Raw genomic sequence first — 26,670 nt, forward strand, 5'->3', positions numbered from 1 at the left:
TTCCAGCCTCTGCAAGTTTCTTCGCGGTCGCTGGTCCAACGCCCGGTAGCTTACTTAAATTATCAGCAGCTTTCTTAGCCGCCGCTTTTGCTGGCGCAGCTTTTTTAGTAACGGCTTTCTTGACCGTTTTAACTTCTTTCTCGACTGCTTGCTTAGCGGTTTTAATTTCTTTCTCAACGGCTTTCTTCGCAGTTTCAATTTCTTTCTCAACGGCTTTCTTCGCAGTTTTTACGTCTTTTTCTACTGCCTTCTTCACGGTCGCTGCTTTTTTAGCAACAGTCTTTTTAGCGGGAGCTTTTTTAACAGGGGCTTTTCTCGCGGCTGTTTTAACTTTCTTTTCTACTGTTTTTACTTTGCTTTCAACCGTCGATTTTGCTTTAGAAATCGTTGACTCAGCTTTTTTCTTTTCAACGCCTAGCTTTTCTTTCAGTTGGTCTTGTAGTGAGTTGAATTCCTTGATGCGTTTATCTAATTCTTTCTGAGCACGGGAAATTTCGCGATCACTGACTTTTTGGATGTCTTCCATCAGCTTTTTCATTGGTTCATGTACTTGTGCTTGTAACGAATCAATTTGCTTGAAGGCTTCGCTGACGAGTTTGTCGAATTGTTTGGTGGTAGATTCGAACTCTTTGTTAATACGGTTAACAACTTTGTCGATACCTAACTTATCTTTAGTGCTCATGTTTATTTTTGCTCCACTGATGAAGTTGCGTAAATAGTAGGAATACGTAATTACAAAATTATGACGCTGCAAGAAATTAAGCATTAACCGTACCGATAATGGCAGCGGTGTGCATTGAGGTTAAATACTAGATTTGTTCTTAAAGTTTGTCGAATTTTACTGCGTTATGAAGTATTAGCAGGGAGGGAAGGCACGGAGGATTCAGTGAGGGGGAATTCAGAGCGTGCGCAAAGCATATGCCTTGCGCGCAAATATAGTGCGTAGCGGTGTGAGTCTCTACGCGAAAACTTAGTCTAATTTGTCGGATGCAACGTGATAGTTAGGATCTTCAATAACGTTGACTTCAACAAGATTGCCAGCTTTTTCTAAGAGCAATCGACACTCTGGACTCAGGTGGCGGATGTGAAGGGTCTTTCCGGCATTTAGATAACGCTCAGCGAGCGTGTCAATTGCTTCAAGTCCACTATGATCGGCTACACGAGAACGGGCAAAGTCGACAATGATATCATCTTTATCACTTGCCACATCAAACTGCTCAAGGAAGTTTGAAGTTGAACCAAAGAATAAGGGGCCATCTACTTCGTATAGACTGCTGCCTTCTTTAGTTTCAGATTTGTTGACACTAACATGCTTAGCATGTTGCCATGCAAATACGAGTGCTGACACGATCACACCTACTACAACCGCTACGGCTAAATCGGTAACCACGGTGACGCTTGATACAAGGATTAATACAAAAGCATCGGCACGCGGAACTTTACGGATAATACGGAAGCTTGACCATTCGAAGGTGCCAATTACAACAATGAACATGACGCCAACCAATGCTGCTACTGGAATCTGTTCAATTAGGCTTGATGTAAACAAAATAAAGCATAGTAAAAATAGTGCAGCAGAGATTCCCGACAAGCGACCGCGGCCACCCGAGTTAACGTTAATCATACTTTGACCGATCATCGCGCAACCGCCCATACCGCCGAAGAAGCCCGTTACGGTATTGGCGACACCTTGGCCGACACATTCTTGATTTCCTTTGCCATGCGTTTGAGTGATTTCGTCGATCAGACTTAAGGTTAACAAAGATTCAATCAAACCGATCGTAGCTAGTACTAGGGCGTAAGGGAAGATAATCGTTAAGGTTTCCCATGTGAAAGGAACAGATGGGATCGAGAAGCTTGGGAAGCCTCCAGCAATTGAGGCCACGTCACCTACAACGCGTGTATCAATACCGCCAAAGATAACAATGAGCGATACAACGATGATCGCGGCAAGTGACGATGGAATAGCTTTAGTCAACTTTGGTAAGAAGTGAATAATGGCCATCGTTAAGACGACAAGACCAAGCATGTTGTAGAGCGCAGAGCCTTCCATCCACGCGATGTCGATAATGCTTCCTTCTAATGCTGTACCGGATAGCCAGCCCTGTTCAGCGCCTTGTTGGCCAAATTGGCCCAGCTGAGCAAGGAAAATAACAATCGCTAAACCATTTACAAAGCCCAGCATAACTGGGTGTGGCACCATGCGAATAAACTTACCGAGCTTGAAAATACCTGCCGCAATTTGGAGTATGCCCATGAGTACAACTGTGGCGAAGAGATATTCGACACCATGCGCAGCGACAAGTGAAACCATCACGACGGCTAAAGCACCTGTTGCACCAGAGATCATGCCTGGGCGTCCGCCGATCACTGATGTGATTAAGCCAACCATAAATGCAGCATAGAGACCTACAAGAGGTTCAACGCCTGCAACGAATGCGAATGCAACTGCTTCAGGTACGAGTGCTAGGGCTACGGTAAGACCTGAAAGTAGGTCGTTTTTTACGCTAAGTTGGCGATTAGCCGATAGTTCAAACATGCGGATCTCATTAATACTTGTATGGAGGGCGAGAGGGCGCGGATTATAGAGTTAGCCTGAGTCGATTACAAATCGACCTGTCTTACATCGCTGATTAACATTCGAAATACTGGGGTCAGAGTAAAAGTACTCTGACCCCAATGTTAAGTCTTTATTTATGTTTACGCGGCGGCAAACCAGTATGCTGTGTGTGGAAGCGGCCTTTGCGCATTTTAGAAGTCGCACTAGTTTTCTTTAGCTTCGCATTTCGGGTTTCGCTTTTGGGCTGCGTCGGTGGCACAAGATGCTTTTTACCGTAACCTATTAGATGGGCTTTGCCCATGTTCTTGAGCGCTTCTCGCAATAGTGGCCAGTTGTTTGGATCGTGATAGCGCAAGAATGCTTTATGTAAACGTCGCTGTATCGCACCTTTGGGTACAGGCATGGTATCGCTTTTATAATCAATACGATGCAAAGGGTCTTTCTTCGTGTGGTACATCGCCGTGGCGTTTGCCATCGGAGACGGGTAGAAGTTTTGAACTTGGTCTGCGCGGAAACCGTTTGCTTTCAGCCATAACGCAAGATTCATCATGTCCTCATCACGTGTCCCAGGATGAGCCGCAATAAAGTACGGGATTAAGAACTGTTCTTTACCCGCTTCTTTAGAAAACTTATCGAACATCTCTTTAAATCGATGATAAGTGCCCATACCAGGTTTCATCATTTTAGAGAGAGGACCATCTTCTGTATGCTCTGGCGCGATTTTTAAATAACCGCCAACATGGTGTGTTACTAATTCTTTTACATATTCAGGATCTTCAACGGCTAGATCGTAACGCAGACCTGAGGCGACAAAGATGCGTTTTACACCAGGTACCGCTCGCGCACGACGATAGAGGTTGGTGGTTGCCGACTGATCCGTTTTGAGATTTTTACAGATACCAGGATAGACACATGATAGTCGGTGGCACTTGGCATGGATTTCATCCGACTTACAGTTCAGGTGGTACATATTGGCAGTGGGTCCACCCAAATCTGAAATGATGCCTGTAAACCCAGGGGTTTTATCCCGAATGTTTTCGATCTCGCGAATTACGGAATCTTCTGAACGGCTTTGAATGACTCGGCCTTCGTGTTCTGTGATGGAACAAAACGAGCAGCCACCAAAGCAACCGCGCATAATGTTCACTGAGAAGCGAATCATTTCATAAGCTGGGATACGTGCATCGCCATAGCTCGGGTGAGGAACGCGCTGGAAGTTCTGTTCAAACACCATGTCCAATTCTTCTGTCTCTAGAGGAATTGGTGGTGGATTCACCCAAACATAGCGTTCGCCATGTTTTTGAACCAAGGTATGTGCGTTTGCTGGGTTCGTCTCAATGTGGATGACCCGCGCGGCGTGAGCATATAGAACTGGGTCTCTACTAACTTTTTCATACGACGGAAGCAAGATATATTCTTTGTCCTTTCCTGCAATCGGCCAAAAGCGTAATACATGAGTATCGTCTTCAGGCTCGATTTCTTTTGCGCCATTTTCACAATTTTCGCCTTTACCATTTGCGCTGGTATCAATATAAGGACTTTGTATTGGGTCAATTTTTCCGGGCTTATCTAAGCGAGACGAGTCTTTGCCTGTCCAGTCATTTGGCAGTTCATTCACGATAATTGCTGTGCCACGGATGTTGGTCATTTCTTTCGGTGTTTCGCCGCGAGAGATACGGTGTGCAATTTCTGCTACCGCACGTTCTGCATTACCGTACAAGAGGATATCGGCTTTTGAATCTAGCAGTACTGAACGACGTACTTTGTTTGACCAATAATCGTATTGGGCTGTGCGACGAAGGCTCGCTTCGATACCGCCAATAATTACAGGAACGCCTTTATAGGCTTCTTTACAACGCTGGCTATATACGGTTACTGCTCTGTCGGGACGCTTACCGCCAACGTTATCTGGGGTATAGGCGTCATCATGTCGGATCTTTAAATCAGCGGTGTAGCGATTGATCATCGAATCCATATTGCCCGCTGATACGGCAAAGAAGAGATTGGGTTTGCCGAGCTCTTGGAAAGCATCTTTTGATGTCCAATCTGGCTGCGCAATAATACCGACACGGAAACCTTGCGACTCTAGCAAACGACCAATAACAGCCATACCAAAACTTGGGTGATCGACATATGCGTCGCCACAGACAATAATAATATCGCAGCTATCCCAACCTAATTCGTCCATTTCGGCACGAGACATAGGTAAGAATGGCGCGATGCCGTAGCACTCGGCCCAATATTTTGGGTAAGAAAATAAGTGTTTGTCTGCTTTCATATTGGTTAGGTACTGCTGTTAGAGACGCGCATTCTATATCTACTCATGGATTTGACCAAGTGTTTGAAGTGTTAAAATAGATCAAAAAATAATCAATGGCTGCTTTCCTCACAAACTTCTTTGTCCTTGCCGCTGGTGAGGCGTCTCGTTTTGGTTCACCTAAGCAATTGGCAGAACTTCAAGGTGATACACTCTTGCAGCTCGCAGAGAGACGAGTGGAGACCTTAGCACAACGACTTCACGAGTCAGGGTACGAGTCTAAGTCTTATCTGGTTTTAGGAGCGAACAGAGAAAAAATATATTCTGCTGTCGATGCTCAGAAATGGACCGATGTGGTCGTATGTGAGAACTGGAAAGAAGGCATGGCAGCAAGTATTTATGCGGGACTTTCGCATTGTTTATCTCGGAAGAGCTTACTTAATCAAACCCAGCAGGGCACGCTCATTTTGTTGCTTGATCAGCCGGTATTGAATGATTCTGATTTAGTGCGTTTCTTGCTCAATGCTATTCAGAAAAACTGCATGTATGCCTCGGCCTATCCTGATTCGATTGGTCCACCAGTATACTTCCCAAAGCAATCAATGAATGACTTCATGCGGTGGTATGAGAGCGGAGGTAGACGGCCGAAGAAATTTCTTGGCGAACACGATGTAAAAGTTGGCAAAGTAGGGGGTGTTCAACAAGATGTTGATACGCCTGCAGACTTAGCAAATCTCGATAGGCCCGTGGTCTGAGCGCATTGCGAGTATGCTGTAAGGAAGACGCATAGTTAGTATTACGGTGTACAAGATCTATTATGATTGATCAGTAGATTATATTTGGGCGCGTCATTCATTCTTCGTTTGCAAGCTATAGTGATATGCGTGTATTAATTAGAACCTACCTTAATAAAAGAACAATATTCTATGTCTGATCATCCAGCTCCTTCAAGCTCTTCTAGAAGCATCTTTTTTTCATTGTCTCTCGTCGCCTTAGCTGGTGCATTAGCGTATTTCAGTTATGCATTAATTCGTGTTGTAGATCAGGTGCCAGAAATTCTCGAGCAACTTGATAAAAGCAGTCAGACTGTTGAACCGATTACCTCTCAGATCCCTGATGTTCTAGCAACAGTGAATAAAGTGAATGCTTCTATTCCAAATGTGTTGGAAGAAGCTAAAGCTTATCGTGAGTTAGTGCCTGAGATAATGACCGAGGTAGAAACTATACGAGCGACCTTGCCGGATGTACTGTCTCGGGTCGATGCGATTGATACTCGGATTCAAGAGGTGAGTGCTCAATTACCGCTTGTTCTCAAAACCGCATACAATGCGGTCGCTACCGTGAACCAGACTAATCAAACCGTTAAGGAAATTGCTCCTTTGGTTCCTGAAGTATTAGACCAGGTTGAAAAAACACGTGCTGAGATTCCTAGCTATCTCTCACGAGTTGAAAAAGTGGTTGCGACAGCCAAGGATATCTCAGAAGAGGCCGGAAAGGGCGCAGTGAAAGGGGTTTTAAAAGGCATTATTACTACGCCGTTTGATTTTCTAGCCAGCGCAGAAGAGAGATTGTTTGATCGTTTTAAAGGTGATGTAAATATCACTCAAGAAGATACGCATTTGGTAACAGAATCTATAAAAGTACTGTTGTCAGATCAAAGCTTGAGTCGGAAAACGTGGTCTAATGACGCCACCGGAAATTATGGTCATGTTGATGTCTTGAAGCGCTATCAAGGCTCTGAAGGGAAGTGCGTTAGTTTGAGCATGGTGATTGTGGCGGACGGAGAAGAAGAGAGCTTGGTGCGGGATGTGTGTCAGGACGATGCTGGGAATTGGGCAGTTGCTGAGTAGTCGTTTCAAATGAATGAAGTTTCAGAGTAAAAGGCCCGAGATTACTTTTTACTCTGAAAAAGTAATCCGCGATTACATTGGAATCAAGCCGCTAATCGCTGCTAGACCGACTGCAAATACCCCAATACTGACCGCTACAGCGTAACCATAGTATTTGGCACTTTCTTTTTTATGGCGTCGGATAAAGGTGTCGATCGCTTGCTCGGCAATGTCTTCAGCTGTGTGACGGGACATCTCATGTGCTTGCTGAATCGCGTCAGCTTGCATCTTTTGCCAAAACTCCGTGTCGATTTGCTGTGCGCTCTGCAATTGTTCTTTCAGTTCGTCAAAGTCAGGCGCTAGCGCTGCTTGGGTATCGATTTGTTTGACGATATCAGACTTAAGTTCTTTCAGCTGATTGCTAATGAACATGCTAACTTCCGTCGCTATCTCACCTTTGATTGCATCAGTCTTTTCTTTAATGCTTTGCTCATGCTCAGCCATTACTTTTTCGAGTAAAGCTTTTTGTTCTTGGCTTGTTTCGTTAACGAGATGCTTAAAGTGCTCGTGTTGGTCGTCAAATAAACCTGCCAACAAGTCGTGTAGGCGATTATTGATACTGCTGCGTACTGCGGTGCGAGCTGCTTCAATCACTGCATCTTCAGACAGTTCAGGTGCCGCTGCTTGTGAGACCGAGACTTTAGATACTACAGAAGGCGCTTCGCTTTCGATATTTACTTCTTGAGGCTCTAGGATTTCTGAAGAGGAATCCTCAGCAAGGGTGTTTTCAGGTTCAGGGAGTTCGTCGACCGCAAGCTCTTCACCTAGTAAATCGCTTGTTTCAACTTCATTAAGTTCAGCGCCTTCAAGATCAATCTCTTCAATATCAACATCAAGCTCGCTGTCGCTAATGCTTAGCTCATCAAGTTCAGTGCTGGTTTCTTCTATAGCACTTACCGCAGCGGCATTAGCCATGTCTTCTTCGAGTTGGCTAATAAGATCAGAAACACGGTGCGGCTCAGCAGGCTTAGTGAGCACATCGTAAATACCGTTTTTAATCACTTCTTCAGAAAACTCATCAGATTTTTTAGAGGTACACATGATGACAGGAACATGACTCGCGTTCGACATGGCTCGTATTTGCTTGGCAGCATCAACCCCGTTCATGCCGGGCATGAGCTGATCCATGAATATAACGTCGGGAACAGAACCACCTTCAACAATCTCAATTGCTTCTTCGCCTGAGCCTGCCATGCTCACTTCTAAATTTAGTTTTTCCAATAACTTGCGCAGAGCGAATCTTGCCACTTTGGAATCATCAACGATTAAAGCGCTCTTGATTGTCATGCTTAACCTCTTATATCTGCCGAGCAAAGCTCGATTTCAACAGTAAAATAAATGCGTTTTGGCGGATCGTGTGTCGATTACCAGCCGTCTAATTTAGGGCATTGCGTTGCACGGTAGCTTTTCGGACGATAACACACACCAGGTTCTGAAGAACGTGCCGTAAACACTTCACCTTCTTCAGTGGTGAGCGTTACTTTTCCAAAAGGTTCTCCATCTTTAAATGTACCGCTTATTTTGCTTCCGTTAGGGTTTAGTATTTCACCCTTGCCGTGATACAAGCCTTCAATAAATTGCCCTTCGTATTTCTTGCCACTGGCATACACTTCAACCCCTTTGCCGTGGAACAAACCGTTAGAGAAAGAACCTTCGTATGTGCCGCCATCTGGGTAAGTAAGGGTGCCATTGCCGTGGAATAGGTTGTCACTAAAACCACCAACATAAAGTAAACCGTCTCGGGTGGTTAGAGAGCCTTGGCCACTTAACTCGCCGTCGATCCAATAACCTGTATAGATGTCGCCATTGGCTTTGGTTTGTGTGCCATCCCCGTTAAATTTGTCACCAGAGAACTGTCCAACATAAGTGTCGCCATTGCTGCTGACGAATGTGCCTTGTCCCTTTCTTTCGCCTTCAAACCATTCACCTTGATAGCGTGAACCATCGCCATAGCGCGCGGAGCCATAACCATGAAACTGTCCATTGACGAATGAACCTTGGTAGTCGATGCGCGCGCCGTCTTGGTAGCGGCCCTCACCAGTTTGTACACCGTGCTCCCAAACACCGTTTCGGTAGTTAACGGTCGTGTACTGCTGGAGTTCTGCGACGATGGTCTGATCGCTATTTTTTGCGATGTATATTTCTTGACGCCAGTTTTGGAAACCGCCTTTGGTCACTTCAACTGTGTAAGTGCCTGGTGATAACTCAACTTCAAGTGCGCTAGACCCGTATGGCTTGCCGTTGATGAGTACGGTATCTCCATACACATTGGAGCGTACGGTGAGTTTTCCGCTAATCGCAACTGGTGTTGCAGGTGTTGCTACAGGCGGCGCTGTTTTAGGTGTCTGCATAGAAGCTGTTGATGGAACTTGATCAGCGAAGATTGGAGCGTCATCGGAATCACTAACTACGATGTTCTCATCAGTTTCAACCGAGCTTTCTGGTTCTGGTTTTTCTGACTCAAGTTCTGGTTCGACTAATTCTTCAGCAACTTGTGGTACTTCAGAAGTGCTCGCAGCATTAGTGTCGTGTAAATGAACGATACCTGCGCTTGCTAAGAGAAGGGCGAGTAAAAAATTGATGAACAATAAAGGTCTAATATCGACCATGAATGGGTCCTGTTTTAGCGTTTACACACTCGACTAACTCGAGACTACGTTTGTGTTTGGCTACGTCTAATGCATTGCTTTGGTTTGGCCAACAAAAATGAGTAGGTCTTTGTACTCCTCACATTAATTGGAGTCTAGACATAAAGTATTGATTTTGCTTGTTAACTGCGGGGTTTTGCTTGTTTTGTCACAAAACCATTGTTTTTGAGTGGTACGTATAAGCTTGGAGTTGAAGTTCGAAAAAATGTCACTATAAACGAGTGCTAATAAGTCTCTGTCTCTTGCAAGATAAACACTTGCTTGTCACAGTGTTAATCTTCATAGCTTAATTCAATCAACAGTTCAGTCTGGCCAACCATAAGGTGTTAATGATCAATGAGCCACCCGCAATTTGAATTTGTAAGAAAACAACGTATTGAATCTCTCGCCGTAGATGCTGAAGAGTACGTGCACAAAGGCACCGGAGCACGACATTTACACTTTGCTTCAGAGAACGATGAGAATGTTTTCTTGGTAGGACTAAAGACTGTTCCGACTGACAATACAGGTGTGGCGCATATCCTTGAGCACACTGCATTGTGTGGTAGCGAAAAATATCCGGTACGCGATCCATTTTTTATGATGATTCGCCGCTCTCTGAACACCTTCATGAATGCCTTTACTAGCAGTGATTGGACGGCTTATCCTTTCGCGAGTAAGAACAAAAAAGACTTTAATAACCTCTTAGATGTGTATCTAGATGCGGTCTTTTTCTCGCGCTTGGACGAGATGGACTTTCTTCAAGAAGGGCATCGCGTAGAATTTGAAGAGGAAGGTAACGCAGATTCGCCATTGGTCTATAAAGGTGTTGTGTATAACGAGATGAAAGGCGCAATGAGTTCGCCGGTGAGCCAACTTTGGCAGACACTCACTCGTTATGTGTTTCCAACTTCGACTTACCATTACAACAGTGGTGGTGATCCCGAACATATTACCGACCTCACTTATGATCAGCTGAAAGCTTTCTATCGCAAGCATTATCATCCGAGTAATGCGGTATTTATGACCTTCGGTGATATCACAGCCGAAGAGCATCAAGAGACATTCCACAACAATGTCTTATCGCGTTTTGAGCGTTCAAATGATCTAGCTATTGTGACTGACGAAAAACGCTATTGTGCGCCGCTCACTGTCGTTGAAAATTACCCAATTGATGAAAACGATGGTATTGAAAATAAAACACACATCGTGATGTCTTGGTTGCTCGATCACAGCTTTGATTTAGAAAGCAATCTTGAAGCGCACTTGTTGTCGAACGTGTTGTTCGAGAACTCTGCAGCGCCATTGCAGAAAGCACTCGAGCAAACTGAACTAGGGCAGGCACCATCACCGTTGTGTGGACTTGAAGACTCTAATAAAGAAATGTTGTTTGCTTGTGGCATTGAGGGAAGCGAGCCGGAGCGCGTCGCAGAGTTCGAAAAGCTTGTGATTTCTGTTCTCGAAGATGTGGCACAGAACGGTGTTCCGCAAGAGCGACTAGAGGCTGTTCTTCATCAGTTAGAACTGAGTCAGCGAGAGATCTCTGGTGATAGCTACCCATATGGTCTGCAGTTGATTTTGGCAGGGTTGTCGCCGATGTTGCATGGCGGGGATCCGGTCGCACTACTTGATTTAGATCCTGTTTTAGAGCGCCTACGCGAACAGATTAAAGATCCTGATTATATCCAGTCACGAGTGAAGAGACTGCTGCTTAATAACGCGCATCGCGTGACTTTGGTAATGAAACCAAATCAAGGCTTTGATGCTGTTCGTGCGAGTCTGGTTGAAGATGAGCTCGCTGCGAAAAAGTCAGCAATGAGCCCTGAAGAGTTAGAAAATGTTGAGAGCAAAGCGAAAGCGCTCAAAGCTCGACAAGAAGCGAAAGACGATGAATCTATCTTGCCTAAAGTTGGTATCGAAGATGTTCCGAGTGAGCTTTACAGGCCACAAGGTACGATTGTAGGGGGTGCGTCTAAGCTGACGCAATATGAGCAAGGCACGAATGGTCTTATTTACCAGCAAGTCATTTTCGACTTGCCTGCCTTGTCTGAACAAGAGCAGCAATTGCTTCCGATCTACACAGCTATCGTCACGGAATTAGGTGTTGCTGATCAGAGTTATTTGGAAATGCAGAATCAGCAGTCAGCTGCAACAGGTGGTATTCATGCATTTTCTAGTGTGAAAGGTGGAGGTGCTGATGAGCAAGACGTTAAAGGAGTGCTTGTTTTCAGTGGTAAGGCTTTACGTCGAAATGCGCAAACCTTGAATCGTCTCTTACATGATTACATAAACAATGTTCGTTTTGATGAGACCTCTCGCATGCGAGAACTAGTCTCTCAGATGCGCGCGCGTCGCGAACAATCTGTTGTAAATAACGGCCATAGCTTAGCAATGGGTGCGGCTTCTAGCGGTATGAGTCCGGCAGCTAATCTGGCTTATCGTCTAGGTGGATTGCAAGGCATTAAATCACTGAAAGCGCTGGATACTTCTTTGAATGAAGAGTCCGCATCGCAACAGTTAGCAGATCAACTATCTGAGCTTCATAATAAAGTTATTGCGATGCCAAGACAGTACTTGGTTGTTGGTGAAGCGGAAGCTCTCGAGACTTCGAAAGGCTTAATACAGGCAGAAGCTTTAAGTGAGTCGGCGAACGCAGAAAGCTTTAGTTTGCCATCAATACGTCAAGCAAATAAGCAAGCTTGGATTACCAATACACAAGTTAATTTCTGTGCGAAAGCATTTGCTACAGTACCGGTTGAGCATGAGGATGCACCGGCTTTGAGTGTGTTAGGTGGTTTCTTGAGAAATGGTTTCTTGCATCGTGCTATTCGTGAGCAAGGTGGTGCGTATGGTGGCGGTGCTAGCCAAGATAGTGCAAGTGCATCATTCCGCTTTTTCTCCTACAGAGACCCTCGCTTGAGCGAGACCTTGTCTGATTTTGATGCATCTATTCAGTGGATGTTGAATGAAGAGCATGATCCTGAGCAGCTTGAACAGGCGGTATTAGGTGTTGTTTCGCAAATAGATAAACCTCGTTCTCCTGCAGGTGAAGCAAAAGGGGATTTCCATAGTGAGCTGTTTGGAAGAACACAAGCGAAGCGAGATCAATTCCGACAAGCCGTACTTAAAGTAAGCTTGGATGATTTGAAGCATGTAGCTAGTACATATCTCCAAGATGAGAATGCGAGTGTTGCTGTTGTTTCTAACTCGGCGAATGAAGAAGCATTGCGTGATTTAGGCGTGGAGATTCAAGAGCTATAGGCAAGCGGTTAAATGGTTGAGAAAGGTCTGTATTCTAAGACTCTCTCAACCATTTTTTCTGATTAAATTACCCATCTATTGGAATCATTAAATAGATTCCGCTCATGATCAATGCGAGCCCAAGACAGCGCAGTTTCCCAAAGTTCTCTTTTAAAAAAACTACACCAAATATCACCCCAATGACGATGCTTGATTGCCTCAGAGCAACAAGATAAGACACGTTTTCAGTCGCATGCATAGCGATCAAAACCAAAGAGTATGTGAGTGTCATGATGAATGCTGTCATGGCACTGATCTTCTTTTTATTCGACACAACATCGCGCCACGCGTCTCTTCCAGATTTAGATACGAAGAGTATTGTGCACATGGCAATCATTGACGATGCCGAAAGACACCACATGTATATCAATGCTTTGACGCTCTCACTCTCATTAAATTGAGATTGGCTAGCGAGAGAATTTAATACCGTTTGGTCAATAAGCGTGTAGCCTGTTGTTCCGATAGCAGCGAGTAGGGCATGTAATAAGCTCGAGCTGAGATGCTCGTTATACTCTGTTTTACGAGGCCAGCTTATCGCGATGCAGCCCAGTAAAATTCCTAATGCGCAAAGGCTTTGTATAAAGCTGAATTTCAATTCGAACAGTAGAAAGGCAGCGAGTGGTGTGAAGATTACCGGTAACGCCCTTGCTAGAGGATAAGACACTGAAAAATTACCGTGTCGGTATGCGCCCGCTAGTCCAACGAAATAAAGCGCCTGGCATATTCCCGTGAGTGCAATTTCTATCGGGTAATGCTGAATAACAAAAACAACACTTTTGAATTTAAGCAATACGATTGGGCTTAGTATTAGGGTTGCCGCAGCGCTTACCAACGCGAAGAACGAGAGAGACGGTGTTTGCTGCTTGCTTATGACATTCCATAAGGCGTGACAAAAAGCAGAAGCAAGCACCAAAACAACAGCAATGTAGGTCATATCAGTTTTTAATCAGTCTCTCTAATAAAGGACGAAAGTAGCTGAGCGGTGCCGCACCTTGATCGATTTTTTTGCCTTCATCATCGTAACGGCGCAATGCGATGGCATTGCTGAAGCTGTTAGATTGTTCGAACGAACGCATTTGTTTTTCAGTCATCGGTCCTCCTTGCACAGCAAGACTTTGTTTTGAAGCCTCACTTAAGCTATTTAGATAACCGTCATCTTTTGCGCACAAATAACGCTTAGCGGCTACGTGCAATCGAATCGGGTCTGTGATCTGTTTCGGAAACAACGTATCAAGCATGGTTACGCCGACCCGCTCGTGGTGAAAGTCTTGTTCGTAATTTGCGTTATGTTCATAGGCGTGAAAGTGGCCAATATCGTGCAACAAGGCTGCCGCAATCAGAGCATCACCTGCATCCTCTTGTTCTGCTAGTGTTGCGCATTGGCGCATATGTAGGCTTTGCGAGACACCTTCGCCATAGTGCTCGTTGCCATATTGTTCGAATAAACTAAATAGCTCGTCGATGCTTTTTAACGCGATTGCCTCGCTCATGGGCGCTCTCCCCTCATAAGGCGTGCATTGATACGCTCGATCACATTTGGGAGCTCGGCGACGCTATCGATAATGTAGTGCGGGTTTACTTTGGCGAGTTTTTCTTCGGCACCTTGTCTTAGGTTTGACTGTTCTTCCTGATTGAGCGCTTCCCACTGCGCTTGTCGCAGTCCAAGGGCGTTGCCTGAAATGGATACACCAACTGTCCACATGCCAGCATGGCGGCCTTCCTCTAGTCCCGTTTCAGTGTCATCAACTTTTATACAAGTCGCCGCGTCAAGTATACCGAGCTCTTCCATGACTGCTTGCGCCATATATGGGTAAGGACGCCCCTTGCTAACTTGTGTAGCGCATACATTCGACTGGGTAGTGAAACCTTGTTGCTCGGCTGTTTTTGCAACTAAGGCGTACATCTCTTCGTTGTAACCAGTATTCGAGCCGATTTTGATCTTTTTGTCCTTAAGGTAGGCCATCGTATCTAAACAGCCCGGGATGACCTGACTAAACTCTTGGATTGTCTCTAATTGCAGTGGTAGAAACTCATGGTATAAGCGTTGTACATCTTTTTCAGATGGGCTTCTTTGATAAAGAGTCTCCCACTGCTGTGCAATCTTTGGCATGGCGAGCATTTGTCGAATGTGCTCGCTCTTCTCTGTGCCCATTGGAGCGCGACAGTCAGCATCGCTAACCGTAATGTCTTCATGTTCGAATAAAGCTTTGAACGCTTCTATCGGTGCGACAGAACCGAAATCAACAGTGGTGCCTGCCCAATCAAAAATGGCGGCTTGAACAGTGTTATTTGTGTTGTTCATAAATATCTCGCGTGTTTATAGCCAATAGCGTTCTTCAGAAACTGCTTGAATAAGTCTTTGAATATCTTCAGGAAATACGTGGCCAATCGTGCCGATTCGGAAGCAATCTGCTTGGCTTACTTTTCCGGGGTAAATAACGAAACCGCGTTTTTTTAATCCGTCATAAAAGGTATTGAAGCGATAACTTTCATACTGCGGGTTTAAAAACGTACTAATAAATGGTGAGCGTAAATCACCTTGTAGTAAGGTTGTGAAGCCAAGCTTTTCGATGCCGGCGATAAGGGTATCTCTATTTTTCAAGTAGCGTTGATAGCGCGCTTCAACACCGCCTTCTTGTTCTAATTCGATAAGAGCTTGCTCAAATGCGCGTACAACATGAGTTGGTGATGTAAAACGCCACTTGCCAGGGTCTTTCTCCATCGCTTGCCATTGATCAAATAAATCTAAGCTGTGTGAGCGCGCTAGGCCTTCACATTTGGCAATAGAGGAATGCTTTGCGAGCACAAACCCAAAGCCAGGGACGCCTTGAATACATTTGTTGGCGCTACTGATTAAAAAGTCGATATTTAACTCAGCCAGATCAAGAGGAATGCCGCCGAAAGAACTCATAGCGTCGACAATGAAGGTGCAGTTGTTTTCTTTGCAGACATGACTGATGGGCTCAATGGGGTTGAGCATTCCCGTCGTTGTTTCGCAATGAACCATTGCGACATAGATGTCCCCGGAAAGCTCCTTTAACACCTGTTGTAGTTTGGCGGGGTCGACAGGAGATGTTTCTCCGTAATCGATCAGACTAAAAGGAATGTTCAGGATCGAAGCCATGGTTGCCATGCGTTGTCCATAGGCACCATTAGCGAGTATGACTAAATGTCCTGATGCGGGTATGACTGAACCAAGTGTTGCTTCGACAGAGGCTGAGCCGCTACCTTGCATCAACACAGCAGTGTATTCGTCTTGGTATTCCTCACTAGTTGCAAGTTTTACCAAGCGCTGTCTGACGCCTTGAACAAGTTGTTTGTAGTCATCATCCCAAGTACACCAATCGCGTAACATGGCATTTCTCACTCCGATGCTTGTTGATAGAGGGCCAGGAGTAAGAAGTAAATAAGGGTTTATCGGTGCATCCATTTTGGTCGTCATAAGTAAATCTCAAAATTATTGGTATATACCAGTTGAGCGAGATACTATGTGCACCTTTAGGTAAGGGTCAACGCTTTACCTGCAAAATTCATAAAAGTGAAATATACGGAGATCAGACAGTTGAGGTCTGATAGATAAAAGAATCATGGGTACATTAGCGAACGCAATAAAAGAGACTCTGACGGAAAATATCATGAGATGGAGAGGGGAAGGCGAGATGAAACTACCCTCTGAGCGATACTTGAGTGAGCAACATTCAACAACGCGGGTAACAATCCGAGAGGCTTTGAAGTTGCTAGAAACAGAAGGCTTGATTTATCGGGAGAACCGACGTGGTTGGTTTATATCCCCACCTAAATTGCGTTATGACCCAAGTGTTCATGGACGAGTTAGTTTTGTCGATTATGCAAGGCAACAGGGTTTTCAACCGAGTACCCAACTCCTTTCGATTAAGTTGACCGTAGCGGACCGCTATATAGCTTCGGAAATGCAAATTGCTGTTGGTAAGCCTGTATATCAAGTGAACCGCTTACGTAGCCTAAATGGACGGCCCGTTTTATATGAGCAAATGCTATTGCGGGCAGACCTGCTACCAAACTTAGATAGGTTTGATTTAGAAGGTTCTCTGCATGCGTTATTGCGCAGCGAGTATGGAATGACTGTGCAAAAAGCAGACTTTGAAATTTCGGTATCGATACTTCCAAATGACGTTGCTCAAGCCTTATCTGCACCAATGGGTGTATCGTCATTAAAGTTTCAGCGCAAGTATCGCAATCAGCATGGCGAGATCTTCGAATTTGATCATGAGCTATGGCGTCATGACGCCATTTCAATCAATTTTGATATTAACAACTAATTCGTTGAGTTTAATTCTTTGTTCTTCTGCCACTGACGCGAGGTCATAAAATTGTCATAACAAGTTCACTGTATTGTCACATTTGGATACTTAAATGTTTCTCACCTGGTCTATACCAATAACTTAGAGGAACAAGCCAATGGCTATGATGAAGACAATGAAGAAGTGTGTTGCAGGTGCAGCATTGATGGCCCTTAGTGGTCTTGGAATGGCTGCAACAGAATTAACTGTATATACAGCGTTTGAAGCAGAAGATCTGAAGCGTTATAAGGCAGAATTCGAAAACAAGAATCCTGATATCAAAGTCAATTGGGTACGCGACTCCACAGGCATCGTTACTGCTAAGTTGCTTGCTGAAAAAGAAAATCCGCAAGCAGACGTTGTTTGGGGTTTAGCGGGCACATCACTGCTTATTCTTAAAGATGAGCAAATGCTAGAAACCTATAAGCCTGTTGGTTTTGAAAAACTATCGCCGAAGTTCCGTGATAATAGCGCAGAAACGCAATGGGTAGGCCTAGATGCATGGATGGCTGGCTTATGTGTGAATACCGTTGAAGCACAGAAAGCGGGTTTGCCTATGCCAAGCTCGTGGGAAGATTTGACCAAGCCTGTCTATAAAGGCCATGTCATTATGCCTAATCCAAACTCTTCAGGTACTGGCTTCTTAGATGTATCAAGCTGGCTACAAATGTTCGGAGAGGACAAAGGTTGGGAATACATGGATGCGCTTCACGAAAACATTTCACGTTATACCCACTCTGGTTCAAAGCCTTGTAAATTGGCCGCCGCTGGTGAAACGCCTATTGGTATTTCATTTGCATTTCGTGGCGCAAAAGAAAAAACAAAAGGCGCACCAGTTGAAGTGGTCTTTCCTTCAGAAGGTTTAGGCTGGGACGTAGAAGCGGCAGCGATTGTTAAAGGTACTGACAAGCTAGACGCTGCGAAAAAGCTTATGGACTTTGCAGTCTCTGAAGATGCAATGCGTATGTATAACGTTGGTTATGCAATTGTTGCAATACCAGGTATTGCAAAACCAGTTGAGCATTTCCCAGAAAATGCTGAAGAACTCATCATAGATAACGATTTTGGTTGGGCTGCTAAGAACCGTAAAGACATTTTGTCTACGTGGGCTAGCCGTTACGACGGAAAATCTGATCCGAAGTAAGGCTTTCCCAACCAGCCACGACTCCGACGTAGCTGTTGTTGCGCGGTGCCTTTGGGCACCGCTTTTTTGAGTTCTACCCATCCATTGTCTGCGAGTCTCATTATGAGTTTTTTAAGCGTAAATCAACTTTCTAAGTCATTCGGAAATTTCAATGCTGTCGATCATGTGTCATTTGAAATTGAAAGAGGAGAATTTATTTGTTTTCTCGGGCCATCAGGCTGCGGAAAAACGACGCTGCTTAGAATGATTGCGGGCCTCGAATTGCAGGATGAGGGGACAATTATTCAAAATGGAATCGATATTTCTCGGTTGCCAGTAAGTCAGCGTGACTTTGGGATTGTGTTCCAAAGTTATGCTTTATTCCCGAACCTGAACGTGTCGGAAAACATTGAATATGGTTTGAAGAATGCAAAGGTCAAGAAAGCCGAGCGACGGGCGCGCGTTACTGAACTTGTTGCCTTGATGGATCTTCATGAGCACGTCGATAAATATCCTCAACAGCTGTCTGGTGGTCAGCAACAGCGTGTTGCTTTAGCGCGTGCTTTAGCGCTGAAACCGAGTTTACTGTTACTGGATGAGCCATTGTCAGCACTTGATGCAAAAGTGCGCACAAGGTTGCGATCTGAGTTAAAACAGTTACAAAAACGCTTAGGCATTACCACTATTATGGTGACGCACGACCAAGAAGAGGCCCTGAGTATGGCCGATAAAGTGGTTGTGATGAATCAAGGCAGAATTGAACAATGTGCTTCGCCTAATTTGGTGTATCGCAAACCGGCATCAGAATTCGTTGCAGACTTCGTTGGGTCGATGAATATTTTCTCGCTTGAAGCTGAGCGTGAAAGTCAGGCGACGAAAGACTTGCAGACCCATTTAGATCTTCATTCGACAAGTGCTTCTCTCGCAATTCGTCCAGAGCATTTGGTGTTAGAGGGTGATGTAGAGTTCGGTCTTGCGAGTGAGAAAGGCGTCGTTGTCTCAGCTCGCGTCGAGGCAATTGAGTATTTCGGCCGATTCGTTTCTATTCAATTGGTATGTGATGCTTGGGGTAAGAGTCTCGAAATAGATTTGCCATCTACCAAGCTGCAATTTTTTGACTTGAGTTTAGGCGCACAGCATAAAGTTGCCTTGCCGAAAGAAGCGCTGCATGTGTTTTCTCAAGATGCGGAGACGGCTTAGTGACTACCTTAACTTTAAATCTTCGTTCTTGGTTTAACGGTTTATCTGAAACGGATCGAACTATCCGCTTGTTTGTTCAGTTGGGTGTTATTGGGGCATTGAGTGTCGCAATTTTGCTCCCTTTGTTTTCTTTACTGAGTAAAAGTGTTGAGGATAGTGATGGACACTTTGTTGGTCTGGATAACTTTTTAACGTATTTTGGTTCGCAGGGTTTACAGCAGTCTTTATCTAACTCCTTGTTTATATCTTTGGTCGTGACTTTAATTGTCGTGGTCTGCGCATTTCTTTACGCCTATGTACTAACGCACTCTCGCATTCCTGCAAAAGGGCTGTTTAGATTTTTAGCGATGTTGCCGCTGTTAGCGCCTTCTTTACTGCCAGCTATCGCGTTGATTTATATCTTTGGTAAGCAAGGTTTTTTGCGAGAATGGTTGTTCGGTGCCGAGATATACGGCCCTATTGGAATAGTGATGGGGAGTGTATTTTGGATTTTTCCGCACGCGTTCATGATTCTTTATACCGCTCTACGCCAGAACGATGCGCGCTTATATGAATCAGCAAATGCTTTGAAAACGAGTGCTTTTCGAACCTTTATGACGGTTACGCTGCCGAATGCTCGTTACGGACTGATTAGCGCTGCACTTGTTTCATTTACTCTTATGATTACTGACTTTGGTGTTCCCAAAGTGATTGGTGGTCAATATAACGTGCTCGCCACTGACATTTACAAGCAAGTTATCGGGCAACAGAATTTTCAAATGGGAGCGGTGGTGAGTCTCGTGTTATTGGCGCCTGTATTAATCACCTTTGTTGCTCAGCGTTATGTCGAATCGAAGCAAAAAGTCACCGTAACATCTAGCAGCAAGCCTTATTTGCCCTCTAAAAAGCTATCGCGTGATTTACTCGGTCTTTTGGTGTGTCTGCCTATTCTGGCATCGATGCTGCTCGTAGTTGGTACCGCGATTTATGCGTCTTTCGTGACTTATTGGCCTTATAATTTGTCATTTTCTCTGAACAATTATCAGTTTGATTTGATGGATGGCGGAGGCTGGGCCTCGTTTGGTAACTCTTTGCAGATGGCAGCTTGGACAGCTTTATTCGGCACTCTATTGATTTGGTTTGTCGCATACTTTAATGAGCGAGCTGCGCAGAATGTCTTCTTGAAGCGAATTGTTCATGCGCTCGCAATTTTGCCAATGGCTGTTCCTGGCATGGTGCTGGGTTTAGCATACATCTTCTTTTTTAATCAGCCTAACAATCCTTTGAACAGTGTGTATGGAACAATGACGATATTAGTTCTTTGTACTGTTGCGCACTTTTATACCGTGAGTCATCTAACGTTTTTAACTGCGTTGAAGCAGCTAGATAAGTCTTTTGACGAAGCAGCTGAGTCGATGAAGGCAGGTTGGTTTAAGCGCTTTATAAACGTCAGTACGCCACTGTGTTTGTTGACCATTGTAGATGTGTTTTCCTACATGTTTATTAATGCGATGACTACTGTATCAGCCGTTGTTTTCTTGTATTCGCCAAACACGATTCTCGCTTCGATTTCTGTACTAAATATGGATGATGCGGGTGATCTTGCACCGGCCGCTGCAATGGCGGTTTTGATTATGGCCGCATGCGCTAGCGCACGTTTACTGCATTGGCTCGTCACTGAGCTGATCTCGCGTTACCTGCAACCATGGCGCAATAGAGCAGTATAGAAATGGCGCTTGGTAAAGTTAACTCAAATGTTGTCGATGTGCTCGTTATTGGTGCCGGCATACTGGGCGCGTCGACAGCCTCTTATCTTTCAAGAATGAATAAAAAAGTGGCGATTGTTGATGCGCAATTGCCTATGCGCGGAACCACCGCGCAAGCTGCATCGGTGTTGATTCGTCATCGGGCGGATAGCACACGGCAAGCCATGATGGACGAGACGTACCATAAGATTTTATCTTTCGAACAAGATAAGCCAGATAGTACTGGCTTTATGCAAACGGGCTGCGTGCATGTTGGTGGAACACCAGCTGCTGATGCAAGCGCCATGAGGGCTCATGATAGCGCTCACGACGCAGGTAGAGAGAGTGCGTTTCTTCGCCCCCAGCAACTTAAAAAGATTTGTCCTTGGTTAAACGTCTCTAAGGAGGCGGCTGTTTGTTTAGATGAACAAGACGGTTATGTTGATGCGTATTCGCTTGGCAATGCTTATTTAACTGATGCGGTGAGTCATGGCGCCCGACTAGTAGTTGAACGTTTTGCACATTCTTTGATGATAGATGGACAAGGCTGTTTAACAGGGGTGAAGTTTAGTGATGGTGGATGTATTTATGCTGACTCTGTCGTTTTATGTGCAGGCCCATGGAGCACTAAATTTTTATCACATGTTGATGTGATGTTACCGATGGCGCCAGTTCGTAGCCAATATTGGATGGTTGATGGTATTTCATCTCTTGATCGTTTTAGTCCTATTACAGTGATTCCAGACGCCTCTTGTTACACCAGGCCCGATGGTAATGATCTTTTATTTGGTTATCGTGATAGCTCGATGATTTATGGTAGCCCTGAGGAGCTTCCGATTGATCTGTTTGGGTATCAGTTCGATAAGAGCGAAGGTGAACGCGATTTAGAGGAGGCTTTTTTAGCGCTTGAGCCCTTTGTTCCGAGTCTGTTGAATGCCGGGATTAAACACTACACAGCGGGAGTATCTAGTTACACGCTCGACGGGCAGTTTGTTCTTGGTTCGGTTGAGTCCATTCCTAACCTTTATGTTGGAACAGGATGTTGCGGTTCAGGTATCGCGATGAGTGCAGGCTTTGGGAGAGTATTGAGTGAACTTGCGTGCGGATTAACGCCCTATTTGGATATCAGTGCATACGCGCCAGACAGAATGCCTGACGCCATGCCTTTTGATCCTACTTTTCAATATCAATGCGCCGCGGCACGGTCACGAAAAGCGTAAGTAGAGCGGGTTAGCAGCGTCTTTGTAAATTGCACTGCACCATAATACGCGTCGCGATTTCTTCAACGGAATAATCGGTAGTATTCATGCTTGGCAGGCGCTCTCGTCGATACATGAGTTCTACTTCTTCTACTTCGTAATTGCATTGTTTCATCGTTGCGTAACGTGAGTTTGGTTTTCGTTCGTGGCGGATGAGAGACAGACGCTCTGGGTCGATCGTGAGCCCAAACAGTTTCTCGCGATAGTTTTTGAGTGTTGCAGGGAGTTTTTGATCTTCGATGTCTTCCTCAGTAATCGGGTAGTTTGCTGCACGAATCCCGTACTGCATCGCAAGATACAAGCATGTTGGTGTTTTGCCGCTGCGTGATACACCAATTAAGATAACGTCTGCTTCATCATAGTGCTTGGTTCTTGCTCCGTCGTCGTTATGAAGTGCATAGTTGATTGCCTCCATACGATCTTCGTATCCAGAACTTTCGCCAATTCTCGCGCGTCCCACTTCTTCACTAGGTTTGGCATTAAGCTCGTCGGTTAATGGGCCCAAGAATGCTCCAAATACATCGATTTTTAATGCGTTACTGCTAGCGATTATTTTACGAATATCGTCATCGACAAGTGTGTCGAAAACGATTGGTCTCGCGCCATCTATTTCTGCTCTCGCATTAATGCGTTCTACAACTTCTTCTGCTTTTTCGATGGTGTCTACGTAAGGTAGTGTGTCCTTTTCAAACTCAATTTGATCGAAGCGTTTTAGTAGGCTCACTCCAAGTGCTTCACTGGTAATTCCAGTGCCATCAGAGATGAAAAATGCAGTTCGTTTGTTACTCATATTCTTCGGTACCGCGTAAAGAGAAATAGATATTTAGATTGCCCGTTATTTAGGCCTTTCTGATGCTGAATTAAGCTAGCATAAAGTGGTATGATGCGCACCTTTGAAAATCTAGCATTCTAAGAATAGAGAGTTTGAAGTCGCGTCTAATCGTACGCGAACTCCCTGTCTCTGGCGTTTATTGTTTTTGGCGACTTACGGTTAATAGGAGCTTCGTCTTGCAAGAATATATTGTTTGGTTCGATCACTTAGGGATGAATGATGTCGAACGTGTTGGTGGAAAGAACGCCTCTTTAGGGGAAATGATCGCAAACCTTAGCGGCGCAGGTGTTCGAGTGCCGGGCGGTTTTGCCACAACCGCGTATGCGTTTAACGAATTTTTAGCAAATGATGGCCTTGCTGATCGCATTCATAAGACTCTAGATGCACTAGATGTTGATGATGTAAATAAGCTTGCTGAAGTTGGTGCTGAAATCCGATCTTGGGTGATGGATACGCCGTTTCCAAAGCAATTAGAAGATGAGCTCGACAAAGCATTTGCTGAGCTTCAATCTGGCAATGATGAAATGGCTGTAGCCGTTCGTTCATCAGCAACAGCAGAAGATTTGCCAGAAGCCTCGTTCGCAGGCCAGCAAGAAACTTTTTTGAACGTGCAGGGTATTGATGCAGTCAAACATGCGGTAAAAGAAGTATTTGCATCTTTGTTCAACGACCGTGCGATTTCGTATCGTGTACACCAAGGGTTTGCGCATATTGATGTGGCGCTATCTGCAGGCATTCAAAAAATGGTGCGTAGTGAGACGGCCTCAAGCGGTGTTATGTTTACGCTTGATACGGAATCTGGTTTCCGTGATGCCGTATTTATCACGTCCTCTTACGGTCTTGGGGAAATGGTTGTTCAAGGCGCGGTAAACCCTGATGAATTTTATGTGCATAAGCCAACTTTCGAAGCAGGGCGGCCAGCAATTTTGCGTCGTAACCTCGGCAGCAAAGCTCAGAAAATGATTTATGCGACAAGCGGTGATGAGCTTGTTGAAACTGTCAAAGTAGATAAAGCAGACCGTTTTAAATTCTCTATTACTGATCAAGACATTAACGAGTTAACGCAACAAGCGCTAATTATTGAAAAGCACTATGGCCGACCAATGGATATTGAGTGGGCGAAAGATGGTGACGACGGCTTGATTTATATTGTTCAAGCGCGACCTGAAACCGTTAAAAGCCGATCTAGCAGTGCAGTACTAGAACGTTATCTGATGAAAGAGACGGGTAATGTGCTCGTCGAAGGTCGAAGTATTGGTCAGAAAATCGGTAGCGGGCCAGTTCGTGTTGTGGATGTTTTAGCAGACATGGATCAGGTCCAAGAAGGTGATGTATTGGTTACTGACATGACGGACCCTGATTGGGAACCAGTTATGAAGCGTGCTTCTGCGATTGTCACAAATCGCGGTGGTCGTACTTGCCACGCTGCAATTATTGCCCGTGAACTTGGTATACCTGCTGTAGTGGGCTGTGGCGATGCGACAGAAAAACTGAAGTCGGGCGATAAAGTAACTGTTTCATGTGCCGAAGGTGATACAGGCTTTATTTATGAAGGCTTGCTTGATTTTGAATTGCGTGAAAACTCAATTGAATCAATGCCTGACCTACCATTCAAAATTATGATGAATGTTGGTAACCCTGATCGAGCGTTCGATTTTAGCGCCTTGCCAAACGAAGGTGTTGGCTTGGCTCGCTTGGAATTTATCATCAACCGTATGATCGGTGTGCATCCTAAAGCATTGTTGAATTACGATGCCTTGCCTTTAGAAATCCAAGAAACGGTTGACAAGCGCATCTCGGCTTACAACTCTCCTGTTGATTTCTATGTCGATAAGCTTGTTGAGGGTATTTCATCCTTGGCTGCTGCGTTCTATCCGAAGAAAGTGATCGTTCGTTTGTCTGACTTTAAGTCAAACGAATACGCGAATTTGATCGGTGGGAATTTATACGAGCCAGATGAAGAAAATCCGATGCTCGGTTTCCGTGGCGCATCACGTTATATCTCTGAAACTTTCCGTGACTGTTTTTATTTGGAGTGTCAGGCGCTTAAACGAGTGCGTGAAGAAATGGGTCTGGATAACGTCGAAGTGATGGTGCCATTCGTTCGAACCGTTGGTGAAGCGAAGCAGGTTGTTGAACTTCTTGAGTCTCAAGGTCTTAAGCGTGGCGAGAACGGTCTTCGTGTAATCATGATGTGTGAATTGCCAGCGAATGCCATTTTGGCAGAGCAATTCTTAGAGTACTTTGATGGTTTCTCTATCGGCTCGAATGACTTAACCCAATTGACGCTCGGTCTAGACCGAGACTCTGGCATCATCGCGCATCTTTTTGATGAGCGAAATGAAGCGATCAAAGCTTTGTTGAGTAATGCTATTCAAGCATGTAAGAAAGCAGGTAAATATGTCGGTATTTGCGGACAGGGCCCTTCGGATCACCCAGATTTCGCGCGCTGGTTAATGAATGAAGGTATCGATACTGTGTCATTAAACCCTGACTCTGTGCTTGATACGTGGTTCTATCTTGCAGAAGAAGAGCAGTAAGTAGTTAAAAGGAATAAGAATATGAGTGAAGAAAAAATTATCACCCCAGATTTATGTGACGAGTACCCAGACTTAGTTGAAGTCGTAGAACCAATGTTTCACAACTTTGGCGCGGTCGATGCGTTTGGTGGCGAGATCGTGACTGTAAAGTGTTTTGAAGATAACTCGGTAGTGAAAGAGCAAGTTGGCCTACCAGGCGAAGGCCGAGTTATGGTCGTTGATGGCGGTGGTTCAAAGCGTAATGCATTGCTAGGCGATATGCTTGCAGAGAAAGCTGCTGCAAATGGTTGGTCTGGGTTGATCATTTACGGCTGCATTCGCGATGTCGACGTGATTCGCCAAACGCAATTAGGCGTACAAGCGCTTGGTACAAATCCTCGTAAGACAGAGAAGCGTGGATTAGGTGATCTAAATGTTGAGGTGAAATTCGGCGGCGTTGTATTCAAACCAGGACATTACGTTTATGCGGATAACAACGGCGTGATTGTCTCGCCAGAGCCTTTGAGCATGCCTGCTTAAAACTTCGGTTGCGCTAAAAAAGCCCAGTCAAATGACTGGGCTTTTTGTTATTGGATCTAAATTGTCACTCTTGTTCCGACTCTGTGCCAGACTGTTCAAGTTCTTCTAATTCCGCGCGTTTAGCTTTTGAAATATAGGTCGACTTCTTTTTAGGCGCACGTTTAGCCGCCTCTTTTTTCATTCGCTTTTTATTGATTTGTTTGATTTTTTTTTGTCTGTTCATAGAGCTCTGTTTAAGTTTTTAATAAATAGGGGTGGTATCTTTAGAAAGTAGATCAATTATCTGAAGCTAGCAGAAAATAAAGATGAGTAATAAATACGACAAGTATAAGAAAAAGAAGTTTTGGAAAGAAATGTTACCTGCTTTAAGCATTTCTGGAACTGAAAACAAAGTAATCCCTGAATCCAAGTATTTTGATTTAGAGCTAAATCGAAGCACTTTGGTCGCGGAAGGCTATCAAGAATTTCCTGAGGTCTTATCCAATAAAGAGGTTACAAAACTTCGGGATGGAATTATTGCG

At 44.7% G+C, this 26,670-nt stretch carries 22 protein-coding genes; 11 read left to right on the plus strand and 11 right to left on the minus strand.

Annotated elements, in window-relative coordinates; all coding sequences use genetic code 11:
• The 3 genes from A3739_RS27460 to A3739_RS27470 all read right to left on the minus strand — a co-directional run.
• Positions 1-682: hypothetical protein (locus A3739_RS27460; protein WP_068503521.1), on the minus strand; the 682-nt coding region annotated here is incomplete at its 3' end.
• A 288-nt stretch (positions 683-970) separates the two neighbouring features.
• Positions 971-2,539 (minus strand): SulP family inorganic anion transporter, encoded by a 1,569-nt coding sequence (locus A3739_RS27465; RefSeq protein ID WP_068477096.1) that lies wholly within the window; start codon positions 2,537-2,539, stop codon positions 971-973.
• 151 nt (positions 2,540-2,690) lie between these two features.
• Positions 2,691-4,838 carry a YgiQ family radical SAM protein gene (locus A3739_RS27470; RefSeq protein WP_068477095.1) on the minus strand — a complete coding sequence of 716 codons (2,148 nt, stop codon included), beginning with the start codon at positions 4,836-4,838 and terminating at the stop codon, positions 2,691-2,693.
• Between the two features lie 95 nt (positions 4,839-4,933).
• Between A3739_RS27470 and A3739_RS27475 the strand changes: the two genes are divergently transcribed.
• Positions 4,934-5,572: an NTP transferase domain-containing protein gene (locus A3739_RS27475; RefSeq protein ID WP_068477094.1), complete on the plus strand. Its 639-nt coding sequence runs from the start codon at positions 4,934-4,936 to the stop codon at positions 5,570-5,572.
• A 171-nt stretch (positions 5,573-5,743) separates the two neighbouring features.
• Positions 5,744-6,667: a hypothetical protein gene (locus A3739_RS27480; protein WP_068477092.1), complete on the plus strand. Its 924-nt coding sequence runs from the start codon at positions 5,744-5,746 to the stop codon at positions 6,665-6,667.
• Between the two features lie 72 nt (positions 6,668-6,739).
• On the opposite strand, the gene A3739_RS27485 is transcribed toward A3739_RS27480, so the two are convergent.
• Positions 6,740-7,993, minus strand: coding sequence for a response regulator (locus tag A3739_RS27485; RefSeq protein ID WP_068477091.1), 1,254 nt, complete (start codon positions 7,991-7,993; stop codon positions 6,740-6,742).
• Between the two features lie 77 nt (positions 7,994-8,070).
• A complete protein-coding gene (locus A3739_RS27490; RefSeq protein WP_068477089.1) occupies positions 8,071-9,315 on the minus strand; it encodes a PEGA domain-containing protein in 1,245 nt (414 codons plus the stop codon).
• Between the two features lie 375 nt (positions 9,316-9,690).
• Between A3739_RS27490 and A3739_RS27495 the strand changes: the two genes are divergently transcribed.
• The gene (locus tag A3739_RS27495; RefSeq protein WP_068477087.1) at positions 9,691-12,594 is read left to right on the plus strand and encodes an insulinase family protein; all 2,904 of its coding nucleotides are present in this window, start codon (positions 9,691-9,693) and stop codon (positions 12,592-12,594) included.
• A gap of 67 nt (positions 12,595-12,661) precedes the next feature.
• Here the strand turns inward: A3739_RS27495 and A3739_RS27500 are convergent, their stop codons facing one another.
• Genes A3739_RS27500 through phnW form a run of 4 tightly spaced genes read right to left on the minus strand, consistent with a single transcriptional unit; the run spans position 12,662 to position 16,075 of the window.
• Positions 12,662-13,567 (minus strand): EamA family transporter, encoded by a 906-nt coding sequence (locus A3739_RS27500; RefSeq protein WP_068477085.1) that lies wholly within the window; start codon positions 13,565-13,567, stop codon positions 12,662-12,664.
• A gap of 1 nt (position 13,568) precedes the next feature.
• Positions 13,569-14,123: an HD domain-containing protein gene (locus A3739_RS27505; protein ID WP_068477083.1), complete on the minus strand. Its 555-nt coding sequence runs from the start codon at positions 14,121-14,123 to the stop codon at positions 13,569-13,571.
• Positions 14,120-14,935 (minus strand): phosphonoacetaldehyde hydrolase, encoded by an 816-nt coding sequence (phnX, locus tag A3739_RS27510; protein WP_068477081.1) that lies wholly within the window; start codon positions 14,933-14,935, stop codon positions 14,120-14,122. The genes A3739_RS27505 and phnX overlap by 4 nt, the downstream gene beginning before the upstream one ends.
• A 15-nt stretch (positions 14,936-14,950) precedes the next feature.
• On the minus strand, positions 14,951-16,075 hold the full coding sequence (gene phnW / locus A3739_RS27515) for a 2-aminoethylphosphonate--pyruvate transaminase (RefSeq protein WP_231876728.1): 1,125 nt from the start codon (positions 16,073-16,075) through the stop codon (positions 14,951-14,953).
• Between the two features lie 145 nt (positions 16,076-16,220).
• Between phnW and A3739_RS27520 the strand changes: the two genes are divergently transcribed.
• From A3739_RS27520 to A3739_RS27540, 5 genes are all read left to right on the plus strand, one after another.
• Positions 16,221-16,931, plus strand: coding sequence for a UTRA domain-containing protein (locus A3739_RS27520; protein WP_068477077.1), 711 nt, complete (start codon positions 16,221-16,223; stop codon positions 16,929-16,931).
• Positions 16,932-17,070: 139 nt separating this feature from the next.
• On the plus strand, positions 17,071-18,096 hold the full coding sequence (locus A3739_RS27525; RefSeq protein WP_068477075.1) for a putative 2-aminoethylphosphonate ABC transporter substrate-binding protein: 1,026 nt from the start codon (positions 17,071-17,073) through the stop codon (positions 18,094-18,096).
• Positions 18,097-18,198: 102 nt separating this feature from the next.
• A complete protein-coding gene (locus A3739_RS27530) occupies positions 18,199-19,275 on the plus strand; it encodes a putative 2-aminoethylphosphonate ABC transporter ATP-binding protein (RefSeq protein ID WP_197472641.1) in 1,077 nt (358 codons plus the stop codon).
• Complete coding sequence (locus A3739_RS27535) at positions 19,275-20,981, plus strand: putative 2-aminoethylphosphonate ABC transporter permease subunit (RefSeq protein ID WP_068503523.1); 1,707 nt, start codon at positions 19,275-19,277, stop codon at positions 20,979-20,981. Before A3739_RS27530 ends, A3739_RS27535 begins: the two co-directional genes overlap by 1 nt.
• 2 nt (positions 20,982-20,983) lie before the next feature.
• Positions 20,984-22,219 carry an FAD-binding oxidoreductase gene (locus A3739_RS27540; protein WP_068477070.1) on the plus strand — a complete coding sequence of 412 codons (1,236 nt, stop codon included), beginning with the start codon at positions 20,984-20,986 and terminating at the stop codon, positions 22,217-22,219.
• A 10-nt stretch (positions 22,220-22,229) separates the two neighbouring features.
• On the opposite strand, the gene A3739_RS27545 is transcribed toward A3739_RS27540, so the two are convergent.
• A complete protein-coding gene (locus A3739_RS27545; RefSeq protein ID WP_068477068.1) occupies positions 22,230-23,048 on the minus strand; it encodes a pyruvate, water dikinase regulatory protein in 819 nt (272 codons plus the stop codon).
• Between the two features lie 218 nt (positions 23,049-23,266).
• On the opposite strand from A3739_RS27545, the gene ppsA reads away from it, so the two are divergent.
• Both ppsA and rraA read left to right on the plus strand, forming a co-directional pair.
• A complete protein-coding gene (gene ppsA / locus A3739_RS27550) occupies positions 23,267-25,630 on the plus strand; it encodes a phosphoenolpyruvate synthase (RefSeq protein WP_068477066.1) in 2,364 nt (787 codons plus the stop codon).
• A 21-nt stretch (positions 25,631-25,651) separates the two neighbouring features.
• A complete protein-coding gene (gene rraA, locus A3739_RS27555) occupies positions 25,652-26,149 on the plus strand; it encodes a ribonuclease E activity regulator RraA (protein ID WP_068477064.1) in 498 nt (165 codons plus the stop codon).
• 64 nt (positions 26,150-26,213) lie between these two features.
• Here rraA and A3739_RS29030 read toward each other — a convergent pair whose 3' ends face one another.
• On the minus strand, positions 26,214-26,372 hold the full coding sequence (locus A3739_RS29030; protein ID WP_156502270.1) for a DUF2986 domain-containing protein: 159 nt from the start codon (positions 26,370-26,372) through the stop codon (positions 26,214-26,216).
• Between the two features lie 82 nt (positions 26,373-26,454).
• On the opposite strand from A3739_RS29030, the gene A3739_RS27560 reads away from it, so the two are divergent.
• A partial coding sequence (locus tag A3739_RS27560) for a hypothetical protein (RefSeq protein ID WP_156502906.1) occupies positions 26,455-26,670 on the plus strand: 216 nt, incomplete at its 3' end.

This window comes from Oleiphilus sp. HI0067 (genome assembly GCF_001635735.1).

What these genes read in the sequence shown, in the direction of transcription:
- A3739_RS27490 (WP_068477089.1), bottom strand. Translation starts at nt 9,315, where the DNA reads ATGGTCGATATTAGACCTTTATTGTTCATCAATTTTTTACTCGCCCTT.
- A3739_RS27495 (WP_068477087.1), top strand. Translation starts at nt 9,691, where the DNA reads ATGAGCCACCCGCAATTTGAATTTGTAAGAAAACAACGTATTGAATCT.
- A3739_RS27480 (WP_068477092.1), top strand. Translation starts at nt 5,744, where the DNA reads ATGTCTGATCATCCAGCTCCTTCAAGCTCTTCTAGAAGCATCTTTTTT.
- A3739_RS27465 (WP_068477096.1), bottom strand. Translation starts at nt 2,539, where the DNA reads ATGTTTGAACTATCGGCTAATCGCCAACTTAGCGTAAAAAACGACCTA.
- A3739_RS27520 (WP_068477077.1), top strand. Translation starts at nt 16,221, where the DNA reads ATGGGTACATTAGCGAACGCAATAAAAGAGACTCTGACGGAAAATATC.
- phnW (WP_231876728.1), bottom strand. Translation starts at nt 16,075, where the DNA reads ATGACGACCAAAATGGATGCACCGATAAACCCTTATTTACTTCTTACT.
- A3739_RS27545 (WP_068477068.1), bottom strand. Translation starts at nt 23,048, where the DNA reads ATGAGTAACAAACGAACTGCATTTTTCATCTCTGATGGCACTGGAATT.
- A3739_RS27530 (WP_197472641.1), top strand. Translation starts at nt 18,199, where the DNA reads ATGAGTTTTTTAAGCGTAAATCAACTTTCTAAGTCATTCGGAAATTTC.
- rraA (WP_068477064.1), top strand. Translation starts at nt 25,652, where the DNA reads ATGAGTGAAGAAAAAATTATCACCCCAGATTTATGTGACGAGTACCCA.
- A3739_RS27540 (WP_068477070.1), top strand. Translation starts at nt 20,984, where the DNA reads ATGGCGCTTGGTAAAGTTAACTCAAATGTTGTCGATGTGCTCGTTATT.
- A3739_RS27485 (WP_068477091.1), bottom strand. Translation starts at nt 7,993, where the DNA reads ATGACAATCAAGAGCGCTTTAATCGTTGATGATTCCAAAGTGGCAAGA.
- A3739_RS27500 (WP_068477085.1), bottom strand. Translation starts at nt 13,567, where the DNA reads ATGACCTACATTGCTGTTGTTTTGGTGCTTGCTTCTGCTTTTTGTCAC.
- A3739_RS27505 (WP_068477083.1), bottom strand. Translation starts at nt 14,123, where the DNA reads ATGAGCGAGGCAATCGCGTTAAAAAGCATCGACGAGCTATTTAGTTTA.
- A3739_RS27475 (WP_068477094.1), top strand. Translation starts at nt 4,934, where the DNA reads ATGGCTGCTTTCCTCACAAACTTCTTTGTCCTTGCCGCTGGTGAGGCG.
- A3739_RS27525 (WP_068477075.1), top strand. Translation starts at nt 17,071, where the DNA reads ATGGCTATGATGAAGACAATGAAGAAGTGTGTTGCAGGTGCAGCATTG.
- A3739_RS27470 (WP_068477095.1), bottom strand. Translation starts at nt 4,838, where the DNA reads ATGAAAGCAGACAAACACTTATTTTCTTACCCAAAATATTGGGCCGAG.
- phnX (WP_068477081.1), bottom strand. Translation starts at nt 14,935, where the DNA reads ATGAACAACACAAATAACACTGTTCAAGCCGCCATTTTTGATTGGGCA.
- A3739_RS29030 (WP_156502270.1), bottom strand. Translation starts at nt 26,372, where the DNA reads ATGAACAGACAAAAAAAAATCAAACAAATCAATAAAAAGCGAATGAAA.